At 38.2% G+C, this 26,199-nt stretch carries 24 protein-coding genes and 2 pseudogenes; 10 read left to right on the top strand and 16 right to left on the bottom strand.

Annotation, left to right across the window (positions count from 1 at the left end; translation table 11 throughout):
• Positions 1 to 18: 18 nt before the first annotated feature.
• From copZ to ABE28_RS10285, 6 genes are all read right to left on the bottom strand, one after another.
• Positions 19 to 225 carry a copper chaperone CopZ gene (copZ, locus tag ABE28_RS10310; RefSeq protein ID WP_064465290.1) on the bottom strand — a complete coding sequence of 69 codons (207 nt, stop codon included), beginning with the start codon at positions 223 to 225 and terminating at the stop codon, positions 19 to 21.
• A gap of 16 nt (positions 226 to 241) precedes the next feature.
• Entirely contained in the window at positions 242 to 559 is a 318-nt protein-coding gene (locus ABE28_RS10305) for a metal-sensitive transcriptional regulator (protein WP_257390809.1), read from the bottom strand.
• Between the two features lie 182 nt (positions 560 to 741).
• The gene (locus tag ABE28_RS10300; RefSeq protein ID WP_167353397.1) at positions 742 to 1,629 is read right to left on the bottom strand and encodes a glycoside hydrolase family 73 protein; all 888 of its coding nucleotides are present in this window, start codon (positions 1,627 to 1,629) and stop codon (positions 742 to 744) included.
• A 419-nt stretch (positions 1,630 to 2,048) separates the two neighbouring features.
• Positions 2,049 to 3,440, bottom strand: a complete 1,392-nt coding sequence (locus tag ABE28_RS10295) for a sensor histidine kinase (RefSeq protein WP_064465292.1) — start codon at positions 3,438 to 3,440, stop codon at positions 2,049 to 2,051.
• Positions 3,424 to 4,071, bottom strand: coding sequence for a response regulator transcription factor (locus tag ABE28_RS10290; protein WP_064465293.1), 648 nt, complete (start codon positions 4,069 to 4,071; stop codon positions 3,424 to 3,426). Before ABE28_RS10290 ends, ABE28_RS10295 begins: the two co-directional genes overlap by 17 nt.
• Before the next feature lie 84 nt (positions 4,072 to 4,155).
• A complete protein-coding gene (locus ABE28_RS10285) occupies positions 4,156 to 5,430 on the bottom strand; it encodes a glycoside hydrolase family 5 protein (protein ID WP_373921339.1) in 1,275 nt (424 codons plus the stop codon).
• 650 nt (positions 5,431 to 6,080) lie between these two features.
• On the opposite strand from ABE28_RS10285, the pseudogene ABE28_RS10275 reads away from it, so the two are divergent.
• From ABE28_RS10275 to ABE28_RS10265, 3 genes and pseudogenes are all read left to right on the top strand, one after another.
• A pseudogene (locus tag ABE28_RS10275) lies at positions 6,081 to 7,202 on the top strand (IS3 family transposase).
• 4 nt (positions 7,203 to 7,206) lie between these two features.
• The gene (locus ABE28_RS10270; RefSeq protein ID WP_064466163.1) at positions 7,207 to 8,784 is read left to right on the top strand and encodes a histidine kinase N-terminal 7TM domain-containing diguanylate cyclase; all 1,578 of its coding nucleotides are present in this window, start codon (positions 7,207 to 7,209) and stop codon (positions 8,782 to 8,784) included.
• Positions 8,785 to 9,132: 348 nt separating this feature from the next.
• Positions 9,133 to 9,321: a hypothetical protein gene (locus ABE28_RS10265; RefSeq protein ID WP_156775736.1), complete on the top strand. Its 189-nt coding sequence runs from the start codon at positions 9,133 to 9,135 to the stop codon at positions 9,319 to 9,321.
• A gap of 543 nt (positions 9,322 to 9,864) precedes the next feature.
• Here ABE28_RS10265 and ABE28_RS10260 read toward each other — a convergent pair.
• A complete protein-coding gene (locus ABE28_RS10260) occupies positions 9,865 to 11,100 on the bottom strand; it encodes an MFS transporter (RefSeq protein WP_064466165.1) in 1,236 nt (411 codons plus the stop codon).
• 153 nt (positions 11,101 to 11,253) lie between these two features.
• On the bottom strand, positions 11,254 to 11,724 hold the full coding sequence (locus ABE28_RS10255) for a MarR family winged helix-turn-helix transcriptional regulator (protein WP_064466166.1): 471 nt from the start codon (positions 11,722 to 11,724) through the stop codon (positions 11,254 to 11,256).
• A 341-nt stretch (positions 11,725 to 12,065) separates the two neighbouring features.
• On the opposite strand from ABE28_RS10255, the gene ABE28_RS25000 reads away from it, so the two are divergent.
• Positions 12,066 to 12,347: a hypothetical protein gene (locus ABE28_RS25000; protein ID WP_156775735.1), complete on the top strand. Its 282-nt coding sequence runs from the start codon at positions 12,066 to 12,068 to the stop codon at positions 12,345 to 12,347.
• Positions 12,348 to 12,606: 259 nt separating this feature from the next.
• Here ABE28_RS25000 and ABE28_RS25715 read toward each other — a convergent pair.
• From ABE28_RS25715 to ABE28_RS10215, 7 genes and pseudogenes are all read right to left on the bottom strand, one after another.
• Positions 12,607 to 12,751: pseudogene (locus ABE28_RS25715) on the bottom strand (PEP-utilizing enzyme); the annotation flags it as partial.
• A 100-nt stretch (positions 12,752 to 12,851) separates the two neighbouring features.
• Positions 12,852 to 13,313, bottom strand: a complete 462-nt coding sequence (locus ABE28_RS10245) for a GNAT family N-acetyltransferase (RefSeq protein ID WP_064466168.1) — start codon at positions 13,311 to 13,313, stop codon at positions 12,852 to 12,854.
• A 307-nt stretch (positions 13,314 to 13,620) separates the two neighbouring features.
• Complete coding sequence (locus ABE28_RS10240; RefSeq protein WP_064466169.1) at positions 13,621 to 15,021, bottom strand: MFS transporter; 1,401 nt, start codon at positions 15,019 to 15,021, stop codon at positions 13,621 to 13,623.
• A 265-nt stretch (positions 15,022 to 15,286) separates the two neighbouring features.
• Complete coding sequence (locus tag ABE28_RS10235; RefSeq protein WP_064466170.1) at positions 15,287 to 16,684, bottom strand: right-handed parallel beta-helix repeat-containing protein; 1,398 nt, start codon at positions 16,682 to 16,684, stop codon at positions 15,287 to 15,289.
• Between the two features lie 592 nt (positions 16,685 to 17,276).
• A complete protein-coding gene (locus tag ABE28_RS10225) occupies positions 17,277 to 17,582 on the bottom strand; it encodes a hypothetical protein (protein WP_064466172.1) in 306 nt (101 codons plus the stop codon).
• Positions 17,583 to 17,729: 147 nt separating this feature from the next.
• Entirely contained in the window at positions 17,730 to 18,980 is a 1,251-nt protein-coding gene (locus ABE28_RS10220) for an ABC transporter permease (RefSeq protein ID WP_064466173.1), read from the bottom strand.
• Positions 18,973 to 19,872, bottom strand: coding sequence for an ABC transporter ATP-binding protein (locus ABE28_RS10215; RefSeq protein WP_064466174.1), 900 nt, complete (start codon positions 19,870 to 19,872; stop codon positions 18,973 to 18,975). The genes ABE28_RS10220 and ABE28_RS10215 overlap by 8 nt, the downstream gene beginning before the upstream one ends.
• A 561-nt stretch (positions 19,873 to 20,433) precedes the next feature.
• Here ABE28_RS10215 and ABE28_RS10210 point away from each other — a divergent pair.
• The 5 genes from ABE28_RS10210 to ABE28_RS10190 all read left to right on the top strand — a co-directional run bounded on the left by ABE28_RS10210 (position 20,434) and on the right by ABE28_RS10190 (position 24,795).
• Positions 20,434 to 22,170, top strand: coding sequence for a methyl-accepting chemotaxis protein (locus tag ABE28_RS10210; protein ID WP_064466175.1), 1,737 nt, complete (start codon positions 20,434 to 20,436; stop codon positions 22,168 to 22,170).
• Between the two features lie 257 nt (positions 22,171 to 22,427).
• A complete protein-coding gene (locus ABE28_RS10205; RefSeq protein WP_064466352.1) occupies positions 22,428 to 22,814 on the top strand; it encodes a MarR family winged helix-turn-helix transcriptional regulator in 387 nt (128 codons plus the stop codon).
• Between the two features lie 49 nt (positions 22,815 to 22,863).
• Positions 22,864 to 23,502 carry a nitroreductase family protein gene (locus ABE28_RS10200; protein WP_064466176.1) on the top strand — a complete coding sequence of 213 codons (639 nt, stop codon included), beginning with the start codon at positions 22,864 to 22,866 and terminating at the stop codon, positions 23,500 to 23,502.
• Between the two features lie 51 nt (positions 23,503 to 23,553).
• Complete coding sequence (locus tag ABE28_RS10195; RefSeq protein ID WP_064466177.1) at positions 23,554 to 23,847, top strand: putative quinol monooxygenase; 294 nt, start codon at positions 23,554 to 23,556, stop codon at positions 23,845 to 23,847.
• Positions 23,848 to 24,120: 273 nt separating this feature from the next.
• Positions 24,121 to 24,795, top strand: coding sequence for a hypothetical protein (locus ABE28_RS10190; RefSeq protein ID WP_064466178.1), 675 nt, complete (start codon positions 24,121 to 24,123; stop codon positions 24,793 to 24,795).
• An 83-nt stretch (positions 24,796 to 24,878) separates the two neighbouring features.
• Here ABE28_RS10190 and ABE28_RS10185 read toward each other — a convergent pair whose 3' ends face one another.
• Positions 24,879 to 25,463, bottom strand: a complete 585-nt coding sequence (locus ABE28_RS10185) for a LysE family transporter (protein ID WP_064466179.1) — start codon at positions 25,461 to 25,463, stop codon at positions 24,879 to 24,881.
• 110 nt (positions 25,464 to 25,573) lie between these two features.
• Between ABE28_RS10185 and ABE28_RS10180 the strand changes: the two genes are divergently transcribed.
• Complete coding sequence (locus tag ABE28_RS10180; RefSeq protein WP_064466180.1) at positions 25,574 to 26,128, top strand: helix-turn-helix domain-containing protein; 555 nt, start codon at positions 25,574 to 25,576, stop codon at positions 26,126 to 26,128.
• Positions 26,129 to 26,199 lie beyond the last annotated feature (71 nt).

The following is a 26,199-nucleotide window of genomic DNA, read 5'->3' as shown; positions in this document are numbered from 1 at the left end:
TAAAAGCACTCTCATGACTTACTCGACATCATAACCCTGATCATCAATCGTTTCTTTAATTTTTCCAAGTGATACTTTATCAAGATCAAACGCTATATCCACTTTACCCGAATCCAAATGCACGTTCACACTTTCCACACCATCCAGTTTTCCTACATTCCCTTCAACAGCGTTGACACAATGACCACAAGACATTCCACTTACATTCAATGTTACTTTTTCCATGACAGATCGACACTCCTTATTTCTTCATTAATTTTTGTATCGTAACAAGCACTTCATCTATGACCTCTGTATCGCCTTCATTCAGCCGCTCCACGACGCAATTCCTTAAATGCCCCTCCAATAATATCTTGGCAACACTATTCATTGCGCTTTGAGTGGCAGCTATCTGGGTAATTACATCATCACAGTACGTATCTTTTTCGATCAGACCCTTAATACCTCGAATTTGACCTTCAATCCGATTTAACCGGGTCGTTAAATTCTTTTTTACTGCATCTGAGTGATGACTTTTACGGCCATTGGAAGAGGTCGTGCAGCATTCTTCTTCAATCATTGAATCCGGGCCATTTACCAATTCATCCATTGCTCATCCCTCCTCGCACTTTAATATACCATACCCTCCTACCCTATGCAAAGGAAATGATTTCTGTTCTTAGCACTTACTATTCACTTTTCACCTTTTTCTGATTCAAAAGTTATTGAAATTTATTTTTGGAATGTATCTTAATCAGAACCTTACCCATATTCAAGATGAGCTTCACTATCAATCAATTGTAATTGATATTGCCTGATTAATTCCATTAATAGCTCACTATAAATTTTCTCACCGGCTTCATTTTCCTTCGTACTATACCCGGCTTCCTGTAATGCGGCAGCCTGCTCCATATAAGTTTTGGCAGCAAATAAACCATGTCTCTCGTACCTCGGGTTTTCAGTTAAAAACACGGAGTGGTCACGAAGTGAATCGGAAACCGTTTCATATACTCTAAAATCAGCTTGGACATGCTCATCATGAAATTCACTCGTACGAATATGGGCCGACTCACCATCCCAATTATAGCTTTTTATGCCAAATAAATTATTATACTTCCTTGAGAGCTCCGACTTCCCCCAACCCGATTCCAATATGGCTTGGGCTATTGTTATAGAGGGAAGGATGCCATAAATTTTATAATTTTCAATGGCCTCCCCCTTTAGGCTAGAAATAAAACTTCTTTGCACACTATCGCCTCTTTCCATTTTCGAGAAAATACCACCCTCATTTAAATATTTTCTAAAAGCTTTTACTTCTTTAACTTGTTTTTCATCATAAGCTAATGCTTCTGTGACTTCAGCCATTTCTTTCAAGCGATATCGCTCTCCTTTCTTCTCCATGAAAAGACTTGTCGTTTTTACTAATTCTTCTGTCGTCACTGTGTCCAATGTATATTCGACACTTGCTATTGCAGTTACGTCTTTCCAGTTCACCTGAATTTTCCCGACACTCGATTCATCAACCAGCTGTTGGATTTCTTCCATTTTTTCTGTGGAAATGTAGGTGGTATCAAAGAATTCCATTAATTTTAGTGCAGTTACCAATATCAATGTAGCCAAAATCATCTTACCCATATTTGCTCGCGTCATTGTTCTTCCCCTTTTCATGTCTTTTTAGTAGTCAACTGAAGCCATCCTTAATTCATATCATATCTTCCGAAAGTCACAGCAGTATGACAAAAAAGGCATCACCAATGTGGTGACGCCTCAATTTGTAGACAACGGGTAGTTTGTAAAAGCTGTATGCTTTGTAAACTGCATCATCTGCGGCAACATCTATTTGTTTAGAGGGAAATCAAGTGTGTGAGCCTCTCCCGCTTAGGAGATACGCATCCACAGAAAGAGCGTCGAAGAATCTCACGGACGGACCAACGGAAAGCCGAGTCATGCAGACTGGAATGTAACGGCCAATCCCCCCTCCATCCCTATAGGAAGGCGGTGTTTTTGAGCTTAATGCAAAGTGAAACACAACTTTCAAATAATGAACACCAAAAAAACACGGTAATGCTTTACTGTGTTTCAAACCAGATCGTAAAGTGAATATTCTCCCCTTTTAAAGTTGCTTCGTATCTTAAATCATTTTTATCCAATATATTGGCGACGATTGCCAGGCCCAGACCCGTTCCGGACATTTCCTTATTCCTCGATTCTTCTATCACATAAAAAGAATCCCAAATATTATGTAAATGTTCAGCTTTTACTACCGTCGTTTTATTGATAATTTCAAACCTCAAGCTGCCGTCTGTTTCATTGTTCAGTGTTAAGAAAAAAAAGGCTCCTTCCCCATACTTGATCGCATTACCAATGAGGTTGTTGAACACGATGTCCATTTGGCTTTTATCCGCTTTTACCATGCATTTCTCGGCTGAGGCCAAATCATCGCGTACTTCCATGCCTTTATTACTCAATAAGATTTTATAATGAACAATTAGCTGCTGAATAAACGCTCTTAGATCAAAAGTTTCCGTGTTAATATCCAGTGCCTGCACTTTAGCAAGCATTATTAAGTGATCTACCATATCAGAAGTATTCTTCACCTGCTCTAGAATTACATTCGTATATGTACCATCATCAAGCCCATCCTTTATACCGACTGTATAGGCTTGTATTAAGGATAAAGGAGTTTTCACTTCATGGGATATGTTAGATACCAATGAATTTAACTGTTGATTTTTCTGTTCCAATTGCAGATGAGCATTTTTTAAGCGAGAGCTCATTTCATTGATACTGTGAGATAAATCCTCTATTTCATCACCTGACCTTATATTTACTTGTTTAAAGTCCAAATTGGCAATATCTTTTGCCACGCTTTTCAGCTTTTCCAATGGAGTAATGATTTTTTTGGAATAATAAGCAACCAACAATAAAGTTATGATGGTCCCGAAAACGATGGAGTAAAAATACAATTGATTGATAATTTTCATGGCATCGGAATTATGGGCAATCACTGACCCGATTAAAACCAGATGCCCTTCCTGCTCATATAATAGGGTAAGTAAACTGGATTTAATTTTCCCTTGGTTATAAAGCTGTTTGACTGGAATGCCCTCGCTTACTTTTTTCAAAGTATCTTCGGTCATCCAAAACTTGTTCAATGGAATTTTCTCTTTATATAGACTAAATTGCATACGCTCATTCAAATCATCGATATTCCCTTTGTTTTCGATGATGACAATCGTGACATTGTTAGTATTTTCAGTGGAACTTTTACTCTCCTTTATTTCACTGATACTCCGTTCATTTATTTCATCATAAGTCGATGTGATTTTTTGTTTCATCTTATACAAATAATAATCAGAAAGGAAATAGTTGTTCAATAAATAGGATGCACCGAAAACGATAACCATGATGATGGTGACCATTGATAATAGCTTCATGCTTATTTTATTGCTCTTTATCATGAAAGCTATACCCCAATCCCCTATGCGTGAGGATATTATCAGCACCAATCTTGTCACGCAATCTATTAATGTGTGTGTCGACCGTTCTCTCTTCCCCTATATAGCTCATTCCCCATACCATCGTTAACAGCGTATCACGGGACAAAATCCGACCTTTATTCTTATACAAAAATGTCAGCAATTCAAACTCTTTTTTGTAAAGCTTGACCTCATTACCATTTCTGTATACTTTCATTCTTGGGAAATCCATTTTTAAATCCCTGATCGCGACTGTTTTTTCCAGACCAAGCATTTTTTTAACTCTAATCATCAAAATTCTTGGGTCAAATGGTTTCCGTATATACTCATCGGCACCAATATCCAGTGCACGGAATTCATCATCATTGGATGATCTTGCTGTAAGCATCACAACCTTCACTAAACTCATTTTCTTTATTTCGGCGCAGACTTCCATACCGTTTAATTTTGGCATCATCCAATCCAACACAACCAAATCGATTTTATTGGAGAAGAAGAGATTCAAAGCCTGTTCACCATCGTATGCAACATACACATTGAATCCTTCCTTCTCAAAATAAGTCTTCAATATGGCTGTCAATCCCTTCTCATCATCAGCTATCAAAATTTTCATGGATAAACTCTCCTTAAATATCCTAAAAAGTGAAACCTAAATATAAGACTTCACTTCTTATTCATGTTTTATAACAATATAGTCTTATTCCCGCCTCAGTTCTTTTTCCAACACATCCCAAATCGGATTTTTCACTTCTATTTCTTCTCGGTTTTGCTTTTCTCCATTCTCCAGAGCTTCCCAATATTCCCATTTTGGTGCCTTATTCCCGAGTTGATAATCCATTCCCTCCCAAGTATCTTCACGGAATGCATAAAAGGCCCAATGCCATCCATGTTTATTGAAAATGGAGATTAGGTCAGCCATATATCTATCTGAGCCTTCCACTAAACGATTTATGCCAAATTCTTCAACGATGATTCGATTAGCTGGTATGTTGTTTTGTTTTGACCATTTCAATACAGGTTCTAAGAACTCCTCTAATGCATTTTTATTAAACAATTTCTCCGTTTTCCGTTCTCCAACTACCACCGTACCTGGATATTTATAGGTAAATCCTTTTCTCTTATTTTGACTTGTCATTTCATATGGTTCATACATATGGAATGCATAAAGAACCTTATCATCGTTAATTGGTTTTAAATATTCAAATGCCCATGGTGTGGCATATAGTCCTGAATTTAGGATTATGGGTGTTTCTTTATCCACCGTACGAACGGAATTGACAATGGTTTTATATAATGCATTTAAATCGGCTGCTGTATTTTCCACTTTGTTATACCATTCACGGTAATCTTCCGTCCAGAAATCCTTGAATCCAGAAGCTGTTTCGGGATGTGGCTCATTAATCAAATTATACCCGATCACAGCCGGGTGATTCTTCAACCTTTGCGCTAAATCTCTCCAAAATGCTGCGGATTGTTCATGATATTTAGTATCCTTCCAAATCCGATCATCATTTTCATAATGATTGAACTGTCGCCATCGGTTGCCGGGCAGACTAAGAACTGTCAGGACAACTTTTGATCCCCGTTCATACGCAGCATCGAGATCTGCCTTTAACTCTGCAAAATCCTCCTCATCGATGCCTTTGTAATCATTTGCACTGCCTATCAGAAAATCTCTTTCAGGTTGAACATCAGGTTTGTCATTAAACAGGAAATCATGATCCTTTGCCCATTTATCCGGAGCCAAACGAATAAATTCTATATTATATTGCTTTGCCGCTTTATAGTTTTCCGGTAAAGATTTGGAATTCATGAAATTCGCACCTCTTTTCTGTTTATTCCAAAACCCAATCTTTTCACTTGAGTTGTCAGCAATTAATTGTGCTTCATCGTCTTTCTCCTTATGCATCCCACTGCAGCCCGAGACGAATAGTACCATCAATGTCAATATAATGGCTAGCAAAATTTTCATGGTTTTCATTTAGTTCGCTCCTAAACATGTTTTTTGAAGCCTTTCACTTCACATGTATTGTAGAGAATGATTGTTACAGGAATATCACAATCACCATTGAACCAACAATCATGATTTTAGTGGCTTGCAAGGAATATTTTATAGAAAGCCAATTTTCACTTTCCAAATATAAAGCTGCAGGGGATACATTTTGTCATGTACCCCCTGCAGCTTTAAATACCGTTTGAATGTTTAGTGCAAATCCCCCCAAAAAAAGTCACGGTTCTTTTGAAATATCATGACCTCCATTCTTTTTATTGAAAGTTTGATCATCGCATCCATCTGATTCCAATTTGATTGGCAGTCTCTTGATGATTCAATACCCGGATTATTACAAGAAGTATGGAGCCCTATTAAAAAGGTTTATAAAGCTATCCATTAAGTGTTGGCTAAGTCTTTCAATACCTCTTTTTTAATAGTTAAACCCTAAAAAAGTTGTTCTACAAAATCTCCCCATTTATTTTCATGTATGCTACATTAATGATAAAGTTTTTTCAAAATGGGGTTTAATATCGTGAATTCGCAATTAACTGCTTGGATAGGCTACACTTAGTTGGACAGAATTTTTAAGGTCAAGTAGACTACAGATAATATATTCGAGGAGAATCTACATGACCAAAAGAGAACGCAGAACATTTACGGGAAGATTTCAAACAACAGATGGTACAGCTGTACCAAAACGGGAAACCAAGAAAAGAGATTATTCGTGAGTATGACCTTACGCCTTCGTCTTTGGATAAGTGGGTGAGTCAAAGTCAGAACTCTGGTTCCTTTAAGGAAAAAGAGAATCTAACAGATGAACAAAAGGAACTGATCGAACTCCGAAAACGAAATAAACAACTTGAAATGGAAAATGACATTTTAAAGCAAGCTGCGCTGATACTAGGACGAAAGTAAATGTGATTCAGAATAATCAACATAAATACTCGATATCAGCAATGTGCAAAGTCCTTCAACTACCGAGAAGCACCTATTATTATGAAGCGAAGGAAAGAGAAAAAGAGGATGACATTACATCCGATGTGATCGACATATTTTTGGCAAGCCGTCAAAATTATGGGACACGTAAAATCAAAGTAGAATTAAAAAAGCGCGGACTCATCGCCTCGCGGCGAAGAATTGGACGTATTATGCAAGAGCAGGGTCTTGTCTCTACTTACACCGTAGCTCAATTTAAGCCACATATGAAATCATGTAATGAATCAAAACAGAAAAATGAACTAAACCGTGCGTTTGACCAGGAGGAAGAAATGACGGTGATTGTAAGCGATTTGACGTACGTAAGAGTCAATCAACAATGGCATTACGTATGTGTATTTGTCGATCTCTTTAATCGAGAAATCGTAGGCTTCAGTACAGGCCCAAACAAAGATGCCTTCCTCGTTTATCGTGCATTTGCCTCCATCAAGGTCGACCTACGTAAAATACAGTTGTTCCATACGGATCGTGGAAATGAGTTTAAGAATAAACTGATTGACGATGCATTAGAGACTTTTCATATTCAGCGGTCTTTAAGCACGAAGGGCTGCCCCTATGATAATGCAGTAGCTGAAGCAACGTTCAAAATCATCAAAACAGAGTTTGTGAAAGGTCAACATTTTGATAGCTTAGAAGAATTAACAAGGGAATTACATGACTATGTCCACTGGTTTAATCATATACGAATTCATGGGACACTTGGTTATGTAAGTCCGATTAATTACAAACTTGAACACCTTAAAAAAGTTGTCTAGTTTAGTGTTGACAGTCCATGCTTTTATAACTGTAATCTGTACCTCAGGAGTACTTAATTTGTATTTATGCCTATACGTTTTTGTCAAGCGCTATAACTATACCAATATTGCTAATTTTTTTGTTCTTTACTCTGCTTTCATTACCATTTATTGTTTCGCTTCTGCCTTTTGCTTAATGGCAACAACGCTTGAACAAATTAAGTTTTGGACAATCATTGAATATATTGGCATGCCCTTTTCTCCACCTTTAGGTTTAATGTTTATCATGCATTATCTTGGAATGAAAATCACAAGAAAATTAGGTATTTTTCTTATCACTATCCCTTCCATTAGTTTACTAATGGTGGCTACAAATGATTTACATCATTTACATTACAGAGTATTTGAAATTGACCCTGCTTTAGGGGCTCCATATATTCACCAAGAAATAGGCATTTGGTATATGTTCCATGGTGTTTTCACATTTGCTTGCATGTTTGTAGCTTTTTTACTATTACTCTCTCACTGGAAAGAGACAGCCAAGATTTATCGACTGCAAATATTCTCGTTAATTTGCGGGCAATTTTTCCCTATGCTAACAGCCTTTATATACTTACTTGGATATACTCCCCCAGGATTCGATCCAGTGCCAATGGTTTTATGGCTTTCTTCACTTTTATATTTATGGTCCATTAGCTCATCACGTATGTTCACTCTTATGCCCATCGCTAAAGATACGATTTTCAATAGTATCAAAGATGGTGTAATCGTATTGGATGAATCTTATCGATTAATAGAGTTTAACCAAGCATGTAAAAGCATGTTTCCAAAAATGAATAAACTCTTGTTTGGCATGGACTTTGAAAAGATTTGGTTCATACTTACATCAGGAGATACCTTTCCTTTAAAATTAGATAATAGTGAGTCCACTTGTGAAATTGAATTAGCGATCGATCATTCAAAGCATATTTATCAAGTTCGCGCTTCTTCATTGCATCATGCAAATATTAAAGGTGTGTTGATCATTTTCACTGATATCACGGAGCTAAAAAGACTACAGGTGAAGTTGGAGCATCTAGCTTATCATGATGAGCTCACACAAATTTATAATCGCCGAGCATTTTTTGAAAAATGCGAAAAAGAGTTTCCTCTAGCAAAAGAGGGTTCGCTGCCATTTACGATCATTTTAATGGATATAGACCATTTTAAAAGAGTGAATGATACTTATGGTCATCATATTGGCGATCAATTACTAAAGCATGTGGTACGTGCTTGTCAAACGCAACTGAAGGAAGGTACTCTATTTGCTCGTTATGGCGGTGAAGAGTTTGTCCTCGCACTGAAGGGCACGGTATCCGAGGCTGAAAGCTTAGCAAATCAGTTATGCAGGTATATCGAGACACAGGCTTTAAGTACGGCTGCAGAAGTCATTTCCGTTACAATAAGCTGCGGGGTATCCGAGGCAATAATTGGGATAGGGGAAACATTATATCAGCTTTTACATAAAGCGGATGAAGCTTTATACTCTGCAAAACGAGCTGGTCGCAACCAAGTACATGTATATAAAGAAAGTGCCCCCACCATTCTGGAGAGACCTATCTAAATGAGACAAGAAAAAACACCCCAAAATCATATCGTATGATTACGATATGATTTTGGGGTGTTTTTCTATGGGAGTGTAGTGCGGAGAAGAAAGGAAGTTTTCAAGCATTCGACCTGATTGTAAGCCCTGGATTGGGTGGTCTTAAGTGGTTGTCTTACTCGTAAAAATAAACCGTTTTTTTGTATTCCGAGGTAATGGGCGGCACTCTTTTGGTCAGCTAAGCTTCCCTGCACTATTTTATTGATATCGAACCTTAAAATATATTTTCAGATAAGTGCAAACAATCCATTATGAAAGAGAAAGAATAATGAAGTATAATAGCGTAATTTAGGAATGATGTACGGTTTCATGAAGGTTGTTATCGTTTTCATTGGTGTTGCTCAAAATGATCCATTAGTTAATAATAAAGGAAACATATCTACGGGAGGCGATATTATGAAAAATCTTTTACTTTCCTTAGTTTACAAAATGGAAGAATTCGGTGAATTTGTACCATTCGATCTTTCTGAACCAGTCAGAAACAATTCACAACACTAAAGCGTGAATTGTTTTTTTTTTGCCTTTCAACTTCTTTTTCACTTTACTTTGCCATTAGCATGATCCTTCTCAAAAAGTCCAGAAAATGTTATTGTTTCTCACGATTGTATTTTTATCAAAAACAATAAGATTTTGCCACTATTCATTGATTACCTTAACAAGATCTATCCAGCCTCTTTTGACACCAGTGTACATTAATCTTTGTATTGGTCGATATGTACTGACCTGATCTTGATATGGCAGTGAAATTAAGTGCCATGCCCTGTTAATTCCTCTAATGTATCTTCTGTTTTTTTCAAAGCTCATCACATTTTCTTTTTCTCCGATTGTGGTATCAAATTTCATGCTGTACTTATCAGTTAAAAATGAAGGATAGATCCATTGAGACTTTTAACGCCCCTTCTAAAATTACAGATATCTCTAATATGAAATCACCCGTATTCATCAATTCATTTACATAATAAGAGCATGGAGATGTATCTCCTTGCTCTTTATTTGGTTGCCCAATTTCGCTCAGACACTTTGATAGTTGATAGTAGGCATTTACCCACTAATATAGAAACCCTTATGCAAAACCACGATTGCCGCTGTTATAAGGATCATTCCCATAAAAGCGGGTGCTGCATGCCCAATTGTTACATACAATTGCCCACCAATGAGGGGTCCAATCATTCTTGCTAAAGCCTGAATGGATTGGCTACCTCCTTGGATCCTTCCTTGTTCACTAGAATCGACAGACTTGGAGAGCATCCCATTGAATGAAGGCCCAAAGATCGAATCCCCAAATCCAAATATAAACATCCCCGCGATAAAAAGAGGATAAAATGAAAACAAAGCAGATAGTGCTATAAGACTGTAGCCTATAATCTCTGAAACCATTCCAAGTATCGCTATCTGTTTATCACTAAGTTTCATTAAAAGCTTAGGCATGATGAAACCTTGTGAAATGATGTCTTGGAAGCCCATGATCGAAAACATTAGTCCGATTAGTGCAGGCTTCCAGCTGAAGGTATCCATTGTAAATTGTGAAAAAACTGCCTGTAAAGATCCGTTGGGTATCCAAAGTAAGAACGCTGAGACAAGCAGCCTTTTCAAGTTTTTCATGGAAAGTACGTTTGCAAGCTGTGTAAAAGGATTCAGTCTAACAAAGGTCATCTCTTTCAGTCTATCATTTTTGTCGAGGCTCTCAGGCATATATAGGGTTCCATAAACAACATTCAATAATGTTATTGCTGCACCGAAATACAGAGGTACAGAATTACCGAACTCGGCAAGCAATCCGCCTAGAGTCGGACCAATGACAGTGCCGACACCTACAACGGCACTTACCCAGCCAAAATATTTGGTTCTCTGTTCTGCAGGAATGATGTCTGCAAAATAGGCGAAGATCGTGCTTATGCTCCCGCCCGTTATGCCTTCTATTATGCGCCCAGCAAATAGTACCCATAAAGCTCCACCTAAGCCAAAAACGATATACCCGATTGCAGAACCCAAAAGGCAAAGCAATAGCAATGGACGACGACCATATTTGTCACTTAAGGCTCCAAGTACCGGGGCCGCGAAAAACACGCAAACTGCATAAACAGAGGTCAGCAGCGTAACGACTATAGCCTGTTCTCCCGGATTGCTTGTATAAGGCTGCACTAAAAATGGGACGACGGGCATTATGATACTGAAGCCTATTCCGCAAAGAAACACAGAGATAAGACCGAATATTAAAGCATGTTTATCTATGGAATGTTTTGTGTTCTGTTCATTGTGTGATCTAAATTTTGACATTGAATTTTCTCCTCAAACGATATTGTTTTGTTTCCTCGTCAACAAAACATTATCGTTATTTTGTTTCCTTGTCAACAAAAATATTGTAAAAAAAGGCAGCCCGTTCTCATTAGAGTGGGGCTGCCTTAGATTTCATGTCATCATTCGAAATCATCAAGACTTAATACCAATTTCCTGTTTCTTCATTTCTGCATCCAAATGACTGTTATACGTTTCCAAAAAGCTAAGCATACTGTCAAATTGTTCGTCGGTTACCTGTTCAAATACGGCTTTGTCCCGCTCTTGAAATTCCTTGTGCAGGTCCTCATGAATTTTATAAATTTCCTTCCCTTGCTCAGTAAGCCTAAAATAGATTTCTTTCTTATTATCCCACTTCTGGTAGCTTTCAATAAGGCCTTTTTTTATAAGCTTCTTAGTTAATCTACTTATGGCACCGCGAGTCATATAAAAAAACTCCGCAAGTATTGTCACGTTGGAATCCAAATTCTTTTCAATGTATTCTATGCAATGTACCTCTGAAGCCTTATAGCCTTTAAGACTATCTTCCATCTTATCCTTATTAAGACGAACCATCTTGTTATATAAATTCCTGAAACCCATCAAGAACTGTTCCTCTTTGGTCATGGCTTGTCCTCCCGCCCGTTAGTGCATTAACAATATTATATGTAGTTTTTGTTGTCATTTCAACAATACTGAAATAATTATTTCAGTAATTGAACTATATTATAAAAAAGAGGGCAGCGTTTAACGCTAGTTAGATGGACCAATCACTGAACGGCAAGCAAGGCAAGTGTATTAACACTTCCCCCGCTTGCCGCATGAAGCTACTTATTGCCGTCTCTCCTCAGGCTCTATGGAACTAACACAATTTTGGTTAAAAAATGAGGTGAAAAAAGGTTTTTTCCAACTTACATTGTGATCATTAAAGTTCATTTTTTTGTATTATTCAGGATGCATAAATAATCATGAATAGCATAAGAACTATGTTTACTGCTAACAATATTTTACCAATGAGATTTTTTATCGCCAAAATAGAAAATACAAGAGAAATCAAGAATGATAAAATTGCGAGCTTTGGTGGAAAATATGAAAAATCTAGAATGTTTATCATCGGAAAGTATAAAATTAACATGCTAACAAAAATAAATACCATGAAAAAAAATAATGCTAGTGTATTATTAATAAAAGTCCTAAGCTTCTTCAGCTGTTGTTTCTCAAGTTCATTTACCCCCATTTTCCCCTCCTGATTTTACCCTCTTTTGAATATTATTCTCCATCTGACCAATAAGTTCCGTCCTCCAAATTCTTCCTCATGAATTTAAATAGAATTTCCCGCAATACATCTTCCCCCTTTCACCCTTAACTCCTTTTACCGAATTTTTTTTATTATGGTACCATCTTCTCTAAATGCCTAATAAAAAGCTGTTTATTTTAGATACAGCTCTAATCTTCAGCTACAGCATCCATTTGTTGAATAAAACCTAAATATTTAAGCAATTTCGATATTTAGTTATCCCCTTCTATTCCATGGATACGAATTAGTTGCCCGTCTCTTATCAGGTTGGTGGCATTCTCCCCCCTCAACTGTTGGCAAGTCATTTTCACTTTCAATTACTGCTAAATGGGTCATGGTTTTGCCAACTTCGGTGATACCCACAAACTATGTTGTCCTACTAAGTTATGTAAAGGATGTGACTAACAGCAGCTCTCCTAATTTTAAGAATGGGACTTGCAGTTAAATGGAAAACTCGTTATTTTATAGGAAAAAACCACACATCTTCTTCTCCATATACATCTCCTGTAGGAACGAAGCCAAAACGTTTATATAGTTGTTGGGCCTTTTCGTTATCTTTGAATACCGTCAGACGGATTTCTTTACAGCCAGTGAACCTATTTGTTATCCAATGAACCATCTCAGACAGTGCCGCCCTGCCATATCCTCTACCTTGATGACTCTCATCAATCATGAATCCATTTATCCAATACATATTCGCCGTATTTTCATCGTATGCATGCATGATAAACCCGACCATCATCTCTTCGTCATAGATGGCAAATGGCAAATAAACGATATTATCCCCGTCTGGTTTTATATGAATTTTAGCAAGTGATACGGCTACTGGCGGTACAAAGTTACTTTGCCGTTCCTTCACTTTCAGTGCCAGGGCCTCTTCCCAATTTTCTCTCGTAACATATTTCAAGCGTACTTTCATAAATATCACCTCTGATCATGATTTGTCATTCCTTATTCATTTAATTCAAGACTGATATGGAAAAACCTTTTTTCACTACTTCCGTCAATACTTGGGATACAAGTCTCGCCGCATATCATCGCTTAGATAGGGATCATTTTGGGCGGATTTTATTTAATGTAAAAAATACTTAATTATGAAAAAGAGCCAAATACAAGCTGGATGCTGGTTCCAAATTCCTCAAATATAAAACAAAAAACCCAAATACAGACGCCCATGTTTGAGTGTCTGTATTTCGGGCAGGCATTCCACTGTTTGGATGCTACAATTATTTGTCTCTTTGTTCGTTTTGCCACCATAGTGAATCTTTCGGATTTTCAACAGCTTCTTGAAAATCGGATTTAGATGCAACCGTTGGGTAAGAACCTTTTAGGGATTTTCCTGAAGTACTATTGAACAAGAATAAAATCACTAAAAACCCGATAATGCTTACGGCCGTTAAATAAAATCCGGGTGCCAAGTTATTACCAGTTCGGTGTACTAGCCAGGTACAAAGCAATGGGGTGGTTCCGCCAAATATTGACACCGAGACATTGAAGGTTACTGACAGTGTCCGATAACGAATGTCAGTATAAAACATGGTTGGCAACGAACCAGGTATCGTGCCTTCATAGGTTGACAGGAGTACACCAAGAATCAGGATACCTAAAGAAATAAATACTAAAGCATTCAAGTTTATCAAATAAAAGGCAAGGGCAGATAACAGTGTCAAGCCGCCTAACCCAATCAATAAAACCGTCTTGTTTCCTATATTGTCACTGAGTTTTCCAAACATTAAAGTCAGCGGCACCATGATCACCATAATAATCGTTATGAGTACGGTTCCTACAGTACTGGACAATCCAATGATCGTATCTAAATAAGAAGGCATGTACGATAAGAGCATATAGCTTGTAATATTAAAGAAGGCAACTGCTACAAAGCATACAAAAATATCTTTTTTGTGATTTTTCAGAATGGATAGGAATCCTTCCTCTTGGACCTCATCACCAGAAAGTTCATTTTCAAAAATCGGTGATTCTTCTAAACTTTTTCTTAAATACAACCCAACAAGCCCTAAGGGCAAGCCAAGCAGAAACGGGATTCTCCATCCCCAGGAGGCCATCTGTTGATCAGATAGAACGATAAAGAGTGCACTTGCAAGCAGCGAAGCCAAAATATAACCAGTGAGCGTACCAATTTCCAACCCACTGCCAAGCATGATGCGTTTATTGTCTGGTGAGGATTCTGCAATATAAACCATTGCGCCAGCGTATTCCCCGCCAGTTGAAAAACCTTGAATGATTCTCGCTATCAACAAGAGGATAGGTGCCCATATACCAATTTGATCATATGTAGGTAATAGCCCAATCAGTAAAGTTGAAAAAGCCATCAAAATGATCGTGGTCGTCAAAACGACTTTCCTTCCTAATTTATCGCCAATTTTACCAAATATAATACCGCCTATCGGGCGCATTAAAAAGGCGATCGCAAAGGTTGCAAAGGTAAACACTAACTTTAGCTCATCATTCTTGACAGCACTAAAAAAGTTCTCGCTAATAATAACGGCTAAATAGGAATACAAACCAAAATCAAACCACTCCATCGCATTTCCTATCCCTGTAGCAAACACACTTTTCTTTGCCGTTTGAATGTCTACAACGTTGATTTTTTTCTTGTTAAACTTCATTTGATCATGTCACCTCCACGGGATGAGATTATGCAAGAATGAAAATGGAGAATATCCGGACTACAAGCAGAGTTCAGGAAACCTCTCCAATTCCACCAGGAATCACGAAAGCCTTTGGACATTCTATATTTTGCCACTAGGACAAATTATGTATTCATTTTTTTGCTTACGATCCCCCGCAGGTTGGTAGGTGCAATTTTCGATGTTGATGATTCAACAAGAGCCAATTGTGAGTTTGGAGGTACACCATTTCTTTAATCGAAAGTCAGTTTGCAATTGTTTTTGCAGGTGAATCCCTTTTTAGCCTAAAATCAGCTTTGTTTGGATTTTGATATTCGGGATCTACATAACTGGATTTCTCATCACTTTTTGAAGCTTTTTTAAATTTTGAAAAAGAAGTATATTCTTCTTCCTTCCAAACCCATATCCCTTTTTTCCCTTTTTCTTCATGAAATACATTCTTCAGTAATTTATTTGCTTTATTGGTCGAAAAATAGTTAGCAATGAATATTCGGGATGGTCCGGCAGTCAAAATATTTTTTTCGATCACATTGTTACTTATATCATGCTGCAATAATAGCTGTCCCCCTTCGATACCCTTTGTATCATTACGATACATGATATTTTGGGAGATAAAGGAGTTTTTAGTTCCGCCCCGTTTTTCATCATACCCTCCAATTGATATTCCAGTGAAAAAGTTATGATAAATAATATTATTTGTGATGATTATATTTTCAGCATATTTTTTAGGATGCTCTGAAGTCGATTCTATTCCAATATCGCTTTGATGAACGGTATTTTTTTCAATCGCTATATTTTTTCCGCCATCCACATAAATTCCTGCCGCGGAATACTCTTCCCCATATGCTGGATTTCCGAAAGAGGATATTTCATAAACCCGATTTTTTTTCACAACTCCATTACGTACAAAATCCACTTTTTTATCATTGGACGTCCCTTCATAACCAATCAAATCAATTCCGATATTGTCATTCCGGCGGACCAGGTTGTTTTCCACTTTAAAGCCGTCAATATTCCCATTAAGAACAATAGACTCACTGTAACCAAGCTTTAAATCTTCCACCGTATTGTTCAAGATATTCATATCCTTCATTTTACCTGTTCCGTATAGTGCGATCCCATGACCATTGCCATCATCTGCTAGTGTTTTTATCCGATGCACATGGTTATGTTCCAACGTGATATGACTGCTTGATCCAGATACATAAATCCCCATGACAGTTGCAGCCGATAAACCGGTCGTTAAATCCTGTACCTTCAAACCTCTTATGGTAAGGTAATTTTTATCGTTAATCGTAATTAAGGATCTATCACCTTCGACATCTCTTTGGTTTTTTCCACTAATGATCACTTTATCCTTTTTGTAAGCTGTAAAAGTGATTGGTTTTAGTTTCGTTCCGCTATGTTTTACGACAAGCTGTTCATGGTAAGTTCCTTTTCGTATGTAGACAGTCGTACCTGCTTTCGCTTCAGCAGCGGCTTTGTTCAATGTGCGAAACGGCTTTGTTTTTGTGCCAGCACCTCGATCATCTCCATTGACAGCAACATATATGGCCTTATCCTTCTTGGCAATCACATCATATAAGAACAATCCAATCATGATAGCAGCTGCAGCAAGGGCAATTAATGTCATTTTTTTCATTTAATCATTCCTTATCCATCGAATCATGCTTACATAATATTGACTTGAAATTATCGAAAAGGCAATTTAATTATCATTAGCAATCATTTAAAAACCATTAAAAGATTGCGGCAGCTATTCGAGAGCTTCATATTCCTAATGGAAAATGCAATGCAATTTACATTAAAAGTGACTGAAAAATATTTTATGTGGAACATGCCAGCTCGTTGGATGAAATTAAATTACCTATATTACGGGAGAGAAAGCTATTTTTATGACATTCAGCAAAACGAGAAACTGGGAGGAAATAACCTCATAGGTTTTTCTGCCTGTATACTCGAAATTAAAGGGCCCTAAGTAAATAGCTATTTACAATGGTTTCATACCTTCCATATGTGATATTGGTTTTTAAACCTTTACACCATGTTCATCATTTAACAATGCAACGATTTTATCAGCTTAAATAGCGTAATGTCGCTTGTTCAGAAAGTCTACACTTCCGATGGCCAATCTCCCTTATATTATTGCTTCCTTAAAGCATGAAAAAATGCAGGGCTACTTCTTTCAAGTAGCCCTGCATTTTTATTACACGTATAATTCCCATAAACGTTGATCACGGTTCTTTCGAGCTATCATGATCCCTTTTCATTTTTACTAAGAGTAGAATGATCGCAATGATAAACGTCACGACGCTATACACCCATGTAAACATGAAAGCAAGACCGAGCCCTATATTTGCATCCGCATAATTGCTGTTCATATCGTCTATGACAAAATATAGAAGCGGTCCTCCTCCAATGATGACTAAGGCTGCCAAGAAGATATTCTTTCTGGATTTACCGATTGATAAATACAGGATGAAGAAGGATAGCAAAAGAAAGGCTTCTGAAACGATTGCCATTGGTATCAGATTACTCATAGAATACACTCCCCATCATGGTTGCATTTACAGGCGTTACCTAATATATACGAAAAATAGTGGTCAGTACGCTTCGATAAAATATACAGTTTTTTCCTTATGCCACTTATATTTAAAGCGAAGAAAACAAAAAATCCAGGCTTGCCGTTAATTTTTCTTTGATAATTGCAGGGCATTTTTGATGCTTTTCAGAGATTTTGAGCTTCCGTACATCAAGACGCCTCCACGATAGATTTTTGCCCCGATGATACCTAGCAGAACAATGGTGATGATCATCATGGCAATGCTTAGAGCAATTTCCCAGAATGGTACATCAAGCATGCCTACACGCAGGAACATGATCATCGGCGTGAAAAATGGAATGAATGATGTAACTGTGATATAACTTGCCGATGGATTTCCGAGCCCGAACATCGCAATCAAAAAGGCAATGACGACTAACATGGTCATTGGTGAAATCATTTGTTGAACATCTTCTATTTTGCTGACGACCGATCCTAGACATGCCGCAAGCGTCGCGTATAGAAGGTAGCCGAGCAAAGCAAAGATGATTGCATAAATGATGGTTGAGATTTTCGTGTTACCAAAACCAAAAAAGGAAAAGTATCCTTCATCCATACTTGCCAAGTTTTGTTTGATCGATAAATAACCGACGCCAAAAAATAAAATCATTTGGGTAAGGCTAAGCAATGCGATGCCCATGATTTTGGCAAACATCTGGGTCACTGGCGGGACACTTGAAATCAGGATTTCCATGACTCGTGATGTTTTTTCAGTGGCCACTTCCATTGCTATCATCGTTGCATACATCAGTACACCGAAATAAATGACGAACAAGAGCACATAAACCAGACCGCGGGCTTGATCTAGGTCTTCTTCGGTTTTTGCATTTTCCTGAAGCGCAATCGTTTCGAAAGCAGGCGGTGTATTCAATTGGCTGATTTGCTGATCTGTCAATTTCAAATCATCCGCAGTTATTTGGCCTTTCAGTTGGGTAAGTGCCAGAAGCAAATCATTGCTTACCTTTGAATCTGAAATTTGATTCGCTTTATATGTCCCCCTGAAGCCGAGGCGATCATCCTTTTCAACTAAAAGAAACCCTACAATTTCATCTGCATTCACCAGCTTCTCCGCTTCCTTCTCACTTTGGGCGGAAATGATCGAAAGGTCTTCGTTCACGCCTTTTACAGCATTTTTATAAGGATCGAATAAGCGATCTTCAGTCTGGTCGATGACGGCCACCTTTTGCGTTTCATCATCGCCGAATGTATCAATAAGGTTGGAAATATTCGACAGGACAAGAATCAGGGCCATCATGATGATTGTGGAAATGATAAATGATTTCGTTTTTAATTTTGATAAATATGTATGGGAAAGAACAATCCAAAATTTATTCATAGACTGCACCTACTTTTTCAATGAAAATATCCGTCAGCGATGGTTCCTCCAATTCGAACTTTCGAACGAATCCTTTTGGAACAAGGTCACGAATCATGTTCTCAGCAATATCTTCCCCTGTGACCTGAAGGACCTTTCCTTCCATCGTGTTTTTAACTTTCGTTACGCCAGCGTACGTATCAAGGAAAGATAAATCAAAATCAGCTTTGATTGACACATTCTTTTTACCAAAAGAACGTTTGATTTCTTTTAGTTTCCCGGCAACGACCGGAGATCCTTTATGCATGATGCAAAGATGCTCACACATCTCTTCAACATGCTCCATCCGATGGCTTGAGAATACGATCGTCGTCCCATTATCCCTCAGATCGATGACTGCCTTCTTCAATATTTCCACATTCACCGGGTCCAGTCCGCTAAACGGTTCGTCAAGGATAAGCAACTCGGGCTTATGGATCATGGATGCAATCAGCTGGATTTTTTGCTGATTTCCCTTCGAAAGCTCCTCGACCCGCTTATCGATGTACTCGGGAACCATGAAGCGGTCTAACCAATACTCCAACTCTTTCACTGCATCCCGTTTGTTCATTCCTCTTAACCTTGCCAGATAGACGATTTGATCGCGCACCTTCAGTTTTGGATATAAGCCGCGTTCCTCTGGCAGGTATCCAATCAATGAACTGGTCGTATAATCAATGTTCTTACCCTTCCAGGTCACTTCTCCTTCGGTGGGGTCAAGCAATCCCAATACCATCCGGAACGTGGTCGTTTTACCGGCCCCGTTACCTCCTAAAAAACCAAACATTTCTTTCTCGGGAATCGTCAAATCAAGCTGATTGACAGCCGTGAACTCCCCGAATTTTTTTGTAACTTCATTGATTTGCAGACTCAATGGGCAACCTCCTATAATATGACTCTCACAATTACATGTTAACGGAAATGTTTTCCAAGTTCAACTATCTTAAAATGCAGATCCCTTCTTTTCCCCTTTGATTATATGCAAGCAGATACAAACAATGTCCATTCTATGAATGCTTTAAGGCTTATCAGCATTCAAGTATATGAAAACCACGCTTACGAAGCTGTTTAGGGTTTAAAATGTTCCTTTCACCCATAGAAAATTCATCATATGAAGTTTGTTTTACCGTTTTATGAGTGTACGTCCTTTAAGCAATATTTTCCTCTTCAGTCACTCACTTATCTAGAGGTGGTCCTAGAGCTTGCTCATTTTTCCTTTTCCTGTTTTGCTGCCTGAACGATAATGAAGATTGTCGTTCATGGGACGTAAGAAATCTTCCCCCGTTCCAATTGGCATCACTCCCTCCCATCTATTTAAATTAAAGTTAATCGACTGGGAAAATGTATAATTGTTTTCCAAACCTCTCTTTAAATCACTTTCATTGTTTCCGATATATACATGGATAACTTATCACTTCGAGAAGGAGTAACAAAAATGAATAAACTTAGTACGAAAATAGGTTTCGTTCTGTTAGCAGGAATGGTCATTACATTAATTGGAAGTTTACTTTTAATGTATAAGAGTACAAATGATACGGTCGAGAAGACAATAGCCATGAGCAGTTTGGACTTAGCAGGCCATATCGCTCAAGGTATAAATCCAACTGCTTATGCGGAGTTTCTAAATAACCAATCCGAAACGTCAACATATTGGGAAATACGTGAACAGTTAAGCGATTATAAACAAAAGACCGGCGCGTTATATGTATATACGTTAGGGATTGACGCTAAAAGTGAAAAGGTTCATATACTAATAGATGGAATGAGTAAGGAAGAGAAAAAAGCAGTTTCCATTTTAAGTACTACAACAGCAACGACATATTCGGATGTAAAAGATGTTATGAAGGGGAAGGTTTCTACCACTTCCATTGTTCATGATCCAGAATATGGCGACTATTTATCCGTTTTTGTTCCAATAAAACAAGGAAATGAGGTCATTGGGATATTAGGGGTGGATATAGATGCCAGCAAAGTCGATTCTACCGCCAGCAAGGTTCTGGGCGGCATCCTTCCTCTAACGATCATCATCAATGTAATTCTGATAGCAATTGTAGTCGGCGCTTTAATATGGTACTTGACCAAAAAGTTAAAACCCCTCCGTGAGGTCAGCATGGCTGCAAAGGAAATCGCCAATGGTGATTTAATTGCAGCCAATGAACTGATTAGCAATACGAAGGTTAAGGGGAACGACGAAATCAACGTTTTAGTGAAAGCATTCGCAGAAATGACCAACAACACGATATCGATTGTCCATTCGATGAAAAGCTCATCACTACAGTTATTGGAAGCGTCAAGTGATATTGAACACAAAATTAATGAAATGGACATATCCACACAATATATCGTGAAAGGCATTCAACAAGTTGCAGGAGCCACGGAAGTGCAATTGCACCGAAGTGAAGAATCTTCAAGAGTTATTGAGGAAATGACCATTGGAATTCAAAAAATTGCCGAAGCATCGTCAGAGGTCAGCGAACAAACAAATCATGTCTCCATTCAAATGTCCAATGGAAATAAAGATTTAAATGAACTCTCCGAACAAATCTTACAAGTAAAAGATGTGATGCTGCAAACAAGTTCAGAAATCAAGAAACTGGACGTACAAGCAAACGAAATTGTAAATATCGTCCATTTGATTACAGGCATAGCAGAGCAAACAAACCTGCTGGCACTAAATGCAGCCATTGAAAGTGCTCGGGCGGGTGAACATGGGAAAGGTTTTGCCGTCGTATCGAATGAGGTGCGAAAATTGGCAGAGGGCACAAAGGAATCTGCAACCAATATCCAAGAATCGTTGCTTAATTTTAAATCGATCATCAATAAATCAGTGGCCATGATGGAAACCGGTACGAAAGAGGTTGAGGAAGGAACGAAGGTTGTCCTGAACACGAGGGAAACTTTTAATGAGACGATAAAATCTTATGAGCATGTTAGTGACCAAATACAGGAAATATCCTCCATTACAGAGCAAATGGCAGCAGGGTCTCAGGAAATCAATGCTTCAATAGAAAATTTTGCTGCTTTAACTAAGGAAACGGCAGAGGCATCACAGCAGGTGGCACATTCAACCGATCAGCAAGCGAAGTCCATGGAAGATATCTCATTCTCAACGACTTCGATGGTAAAACTCGCTAATGGGCTGGAAAAATCAGTGGAACAGTTTAACGCATAATATATTGAAACAGCATGCTCCTATAGCGATGAAAAAGGGATTTTGCTTTTGAAGCAGAATCTCTTTTTCATCGCTTCTTCAGGTGATACATAAGAAGATGCCGTTGTAGGCAAAAATAGTAACAACACAAATACTTGCTTTATTTTATTGCCTATAGTATATTAGTTGATGCATCAATCATTGACCTATCAATTAAGAAAAGAGGATGTTTATTGACGAATTCATCATGCTCCAATGAATCGCTTATTTTATATAAAATGAACTGCCTTAACAAACAGATAAGCTCAAAATTCGAGAGCTGTATGGGCATCAGTCAATCAAGACATGATATTTTATACCAGCTTTATCAAGTGGATGAAATGAGTCAAACAGCTCTTCAAAAAGAGGTTAAGATTGACGGTGCTGCGATTACCCGGCATTTAAAGCAACTTGAAGCGAATGGGATGATCATAAGACGTAAAGATCCGGATGATAATCGATTTACGCTCGTTTCCCTTTCAGCTCCCGGTCGTGAGCAAATCATTGCCTCCCAAGCTGAGAAGGCTCGTTTCGTCACGTTAATGCTTAAGGATTTCAATGAAACGGAACGGAAAGCGTTAACGGAGATGCTCATACGGATTCAAAAAAATATAAGTGAAGTATAATGCCTGCTTCCCTATGAAAAATATACCGAATAAAAGGAGATTTTCATCCATGACTACTGCACAAATTACGAATGACTTCAAGGAAATCCTGACGGGTCGCCGCTCGATAAAAAAATACGATCCGACCGTCAAAATAACCCGGGCTGAAATGGAGGAAATCCTGACAATAGCGACACTTGCCCCTTCTTCAGTAAATATGCAGCCGTGGCGCTTGTTGGTTATAGACAGCCCTGAGGGGAAAGCAACACTCGCTCCCCTTGCTCGCTTTAACCAAACTCAGGTCGAAACATCTTCCGCAGTCATTGCTGTTTTTGGTGATTTGAACAATTTTGAAAATGCCGAGGAAATTTACGGTAAAGCTGTTGAAATGGGACATATGCCTATGGAAGTAAAAGAAAATATATTGGCGTCATTTGCTGGATATTATGAAAGAACTACGACTGAAGAAATGAAAGATGTCGTATTGATTGATGGCGGTCTTGTTTCCATGCAACTGATGCTAGCGGCAAGAGCCTTTGGATACGATACGAATCCAATTGGCGGATATGAAAAAGACAAAATCGCGGAAGCCTTTGGAATGGATAAAGACCGTTATGTTCCTGTGATGCTTATCTCAATCGGAAAAGCAGCTGATGGCGGGCACGCATCCGTTCGCCTTCCGATTGATAAAGTCGCTCAATGGAAGTGATGGATTGAATTTTTTCAACTAGATGCTTAACAAAAGAGAGGATGAACTTACATGATTATCATTCATGCCGTATTCAATATCAACCCAGCCAAACAAGATGCATTTCTAGCAGAGATTCAACCGCTTATCGATTCGTCAAGAGCGGAAAGCGGTAATGTTTCTTACAACCTTCATAAAGACACGGAGAAGGACAATCAATTTACAATGGTTGAAATCTGGGAGGATAAGCAAGCTGTTGCTAGCCATAATTCAAGTGAGCACTTCACTTCATTTGTCGGTAAAGCTAAAGATTTCCTCACTGCTCCTTTAGATGTTAAAGCTTTTGAAGGACAACCTTTAAAATAAACTTACCCTATCCAAAGACCGACTGATGAACTAGCTATGGCTGGCTCATCAGTCTTTTTTTATACTTTTGCTTGAATCCCTCTAATCCTTCTCCTGCAACGTGAAGGAGTGAAAAATCCCTGAACGTTTTAATACGATCAGGAGCGAAGTTGTTTCATTTCACTAAGTGGCCCATCTTCATCATCATTTTCAAGACAGGGTATTTTCCTTTTTCCTGAAAGCGGATTTCGCTATAATGCATGTAATGACTAAAACAGTAAAGGAGACATATAGTTGGATACCATTCTGTATTTTTGTTACTCACTCATTTACATGATTCTTTTTCTAACGGGCATTACGCTCATTCGAAGGGATGATAACCTTTTTTCCCTTTCAAGCACTCTCCTCTTCGTTACGTTTGCACTGTTTTTGGATAATATAATCATTGCCTCCGGAAAATTCATCGGTGATGGACCTTTACTCGAAATGTTGAATATATCTCGTTTCTGGATTCACGGATTTATCACGCCTACATTGATACTGTTCGGTTGGGGAATGGCAAAAAGAATCCATATTCCCTTTACGGATAAAATCGGTGCTTTCTATTTTATCCTTTGCCTTACATCAGGACTTATCATCTATGAATGTATAGAGAATATGCATAAAACTTTTGTACCTGTGGATGAGTATGGCGTTTTAAGATATGTTAGTGAGGGATCTTCTGGACCACCTCTCATGGTGCTTATTGTTACCTTTGTACTATTGGTGATAAGCGTCAACATCTTCCTGCGAACCCGTTGGATTTGGATGCTTTTGGCCGTGATGATCATGATTGGCGGCAGCGCCATCCCCATACCGATAAAGAGTTCGGCAATCACGAATGCATTTGAAATGATTTTCATATGTTTATTATGGCTTACCCATTACAAACTGACACCACAAAAACACATGCCTTTGTCGCGAATTTAACAGAGGACGAACGAATAAGAAGCCTTTAGAATTTTTCAAAGGCTTCTTTTCTACGTATTTCTTTCCTATATAAAGTGTTCTTTTCATCTTACAAGAATGGATATGGCGCTATAGACCAATAACAAAGCCATGACGATATTGAACTGACTGCTATATTTCGTTAGGAACTTTTGAAACAGAGATCCAAACACACTCCAGCTCATCGTACTCAGGAAACCGATAAATGCTAGAAATAAGGAGAAACAAAGCAGACTGGCATTTGAAGAATGATAGGGAATGATAAAGGTTGAAACGGCCGTTATGCCATATAAGATCCCTTTCGGATTAATGAATTGCAGCAGCATGCCTGAAACGAAACGGTTATTTTTATCTCCATCGTCATCCTCATTTTTATTTTTACTTTTGATTATTTTCGTTGCCAGATACAGCATATAGACGGCAGCGAGGATCGTCATGAAAAATTCGATTTTTGGAATGAAATTTTTCAGCAGCAGATTAAAATAACTAGACAATATCATGATCACAAAGAAACCTGCTCCTACTCCCAAACAGAATTTCAGCGTCCGTTTAAACCCGTATTTGTTAGCAAATAACATGGCCATGATATTGTTGGGGCCTGGGGTGAAACTTGTGACAAAAACATAAAGTAAAAATGATAATAATGGCATTGGTGCGCCTCCCTTTTGAATGTATGCTATAATGTTTAAAACGAACGATATAACGACTTACTTTTTATTGTACAATACGATCGTTATATTGTATATAAAGGAGTTCACTCATGGAAGAAATAAATTTTATACTTGCGAAAAACTTAAAAGCCTTTAGAGAAGGTAAAAAGTTAAGCCTTGAGAAGGTTGCAGAGCTGACGGGCGTTAGCAAAACCATGATAGGCCAAATTGAACGAGGAGAATCGAGTCCCACCATCACAACGATCTGGAAAATTGCCAATGGTTTAAAGATCTCCTTTTCTTCGCTAATCGATCATCCCCGGCCAGATACAACGGTCGTTCTTAAAAGTGACATTCGAACCTTAACTGAAGACGACGGCAAATATCTCGTTTTTCCTCACTTTCCCTTCGAAGCTGATAAACGTTTTGAGGTCTATTCGATCGAGATCGAAGCAGGTGGATATCATCGTGCCGATTCACATCAAGAAGGAACCGAGGAATTTCTGACTATTTTTGAAGGTGAGCTGACTGTCCGCTTAAATGATGATGAATACATATTGAAAAATGGCGATTCCATCAGATTCAAGGCCGATAAGCCACATGCCTACCTTAATAGCGGCGGAACGTTGACTCGGTTAAGCATGATTTTATATTATCCAAAATAAAAAACCCCGTTTTACGAAAACGGGGTTTCAGACTGGAGACAACCTCCATTTTAATGGGGGGTGTCTCCAAT

The organism is Peribacillus muralis (genome assembly GCF_001645685.2).
Taxonomy (GTDB): domain Bacteria; phylum Bacillota; class Bacilli; order Bacillales; family DSM-1321; genus Peribacillus; species Peribacillus muralis_A.
Note: the sequence above shows the minus strand (reverse complement) of the source record. Positions and strands in the feature narration are given on the sequence as shown.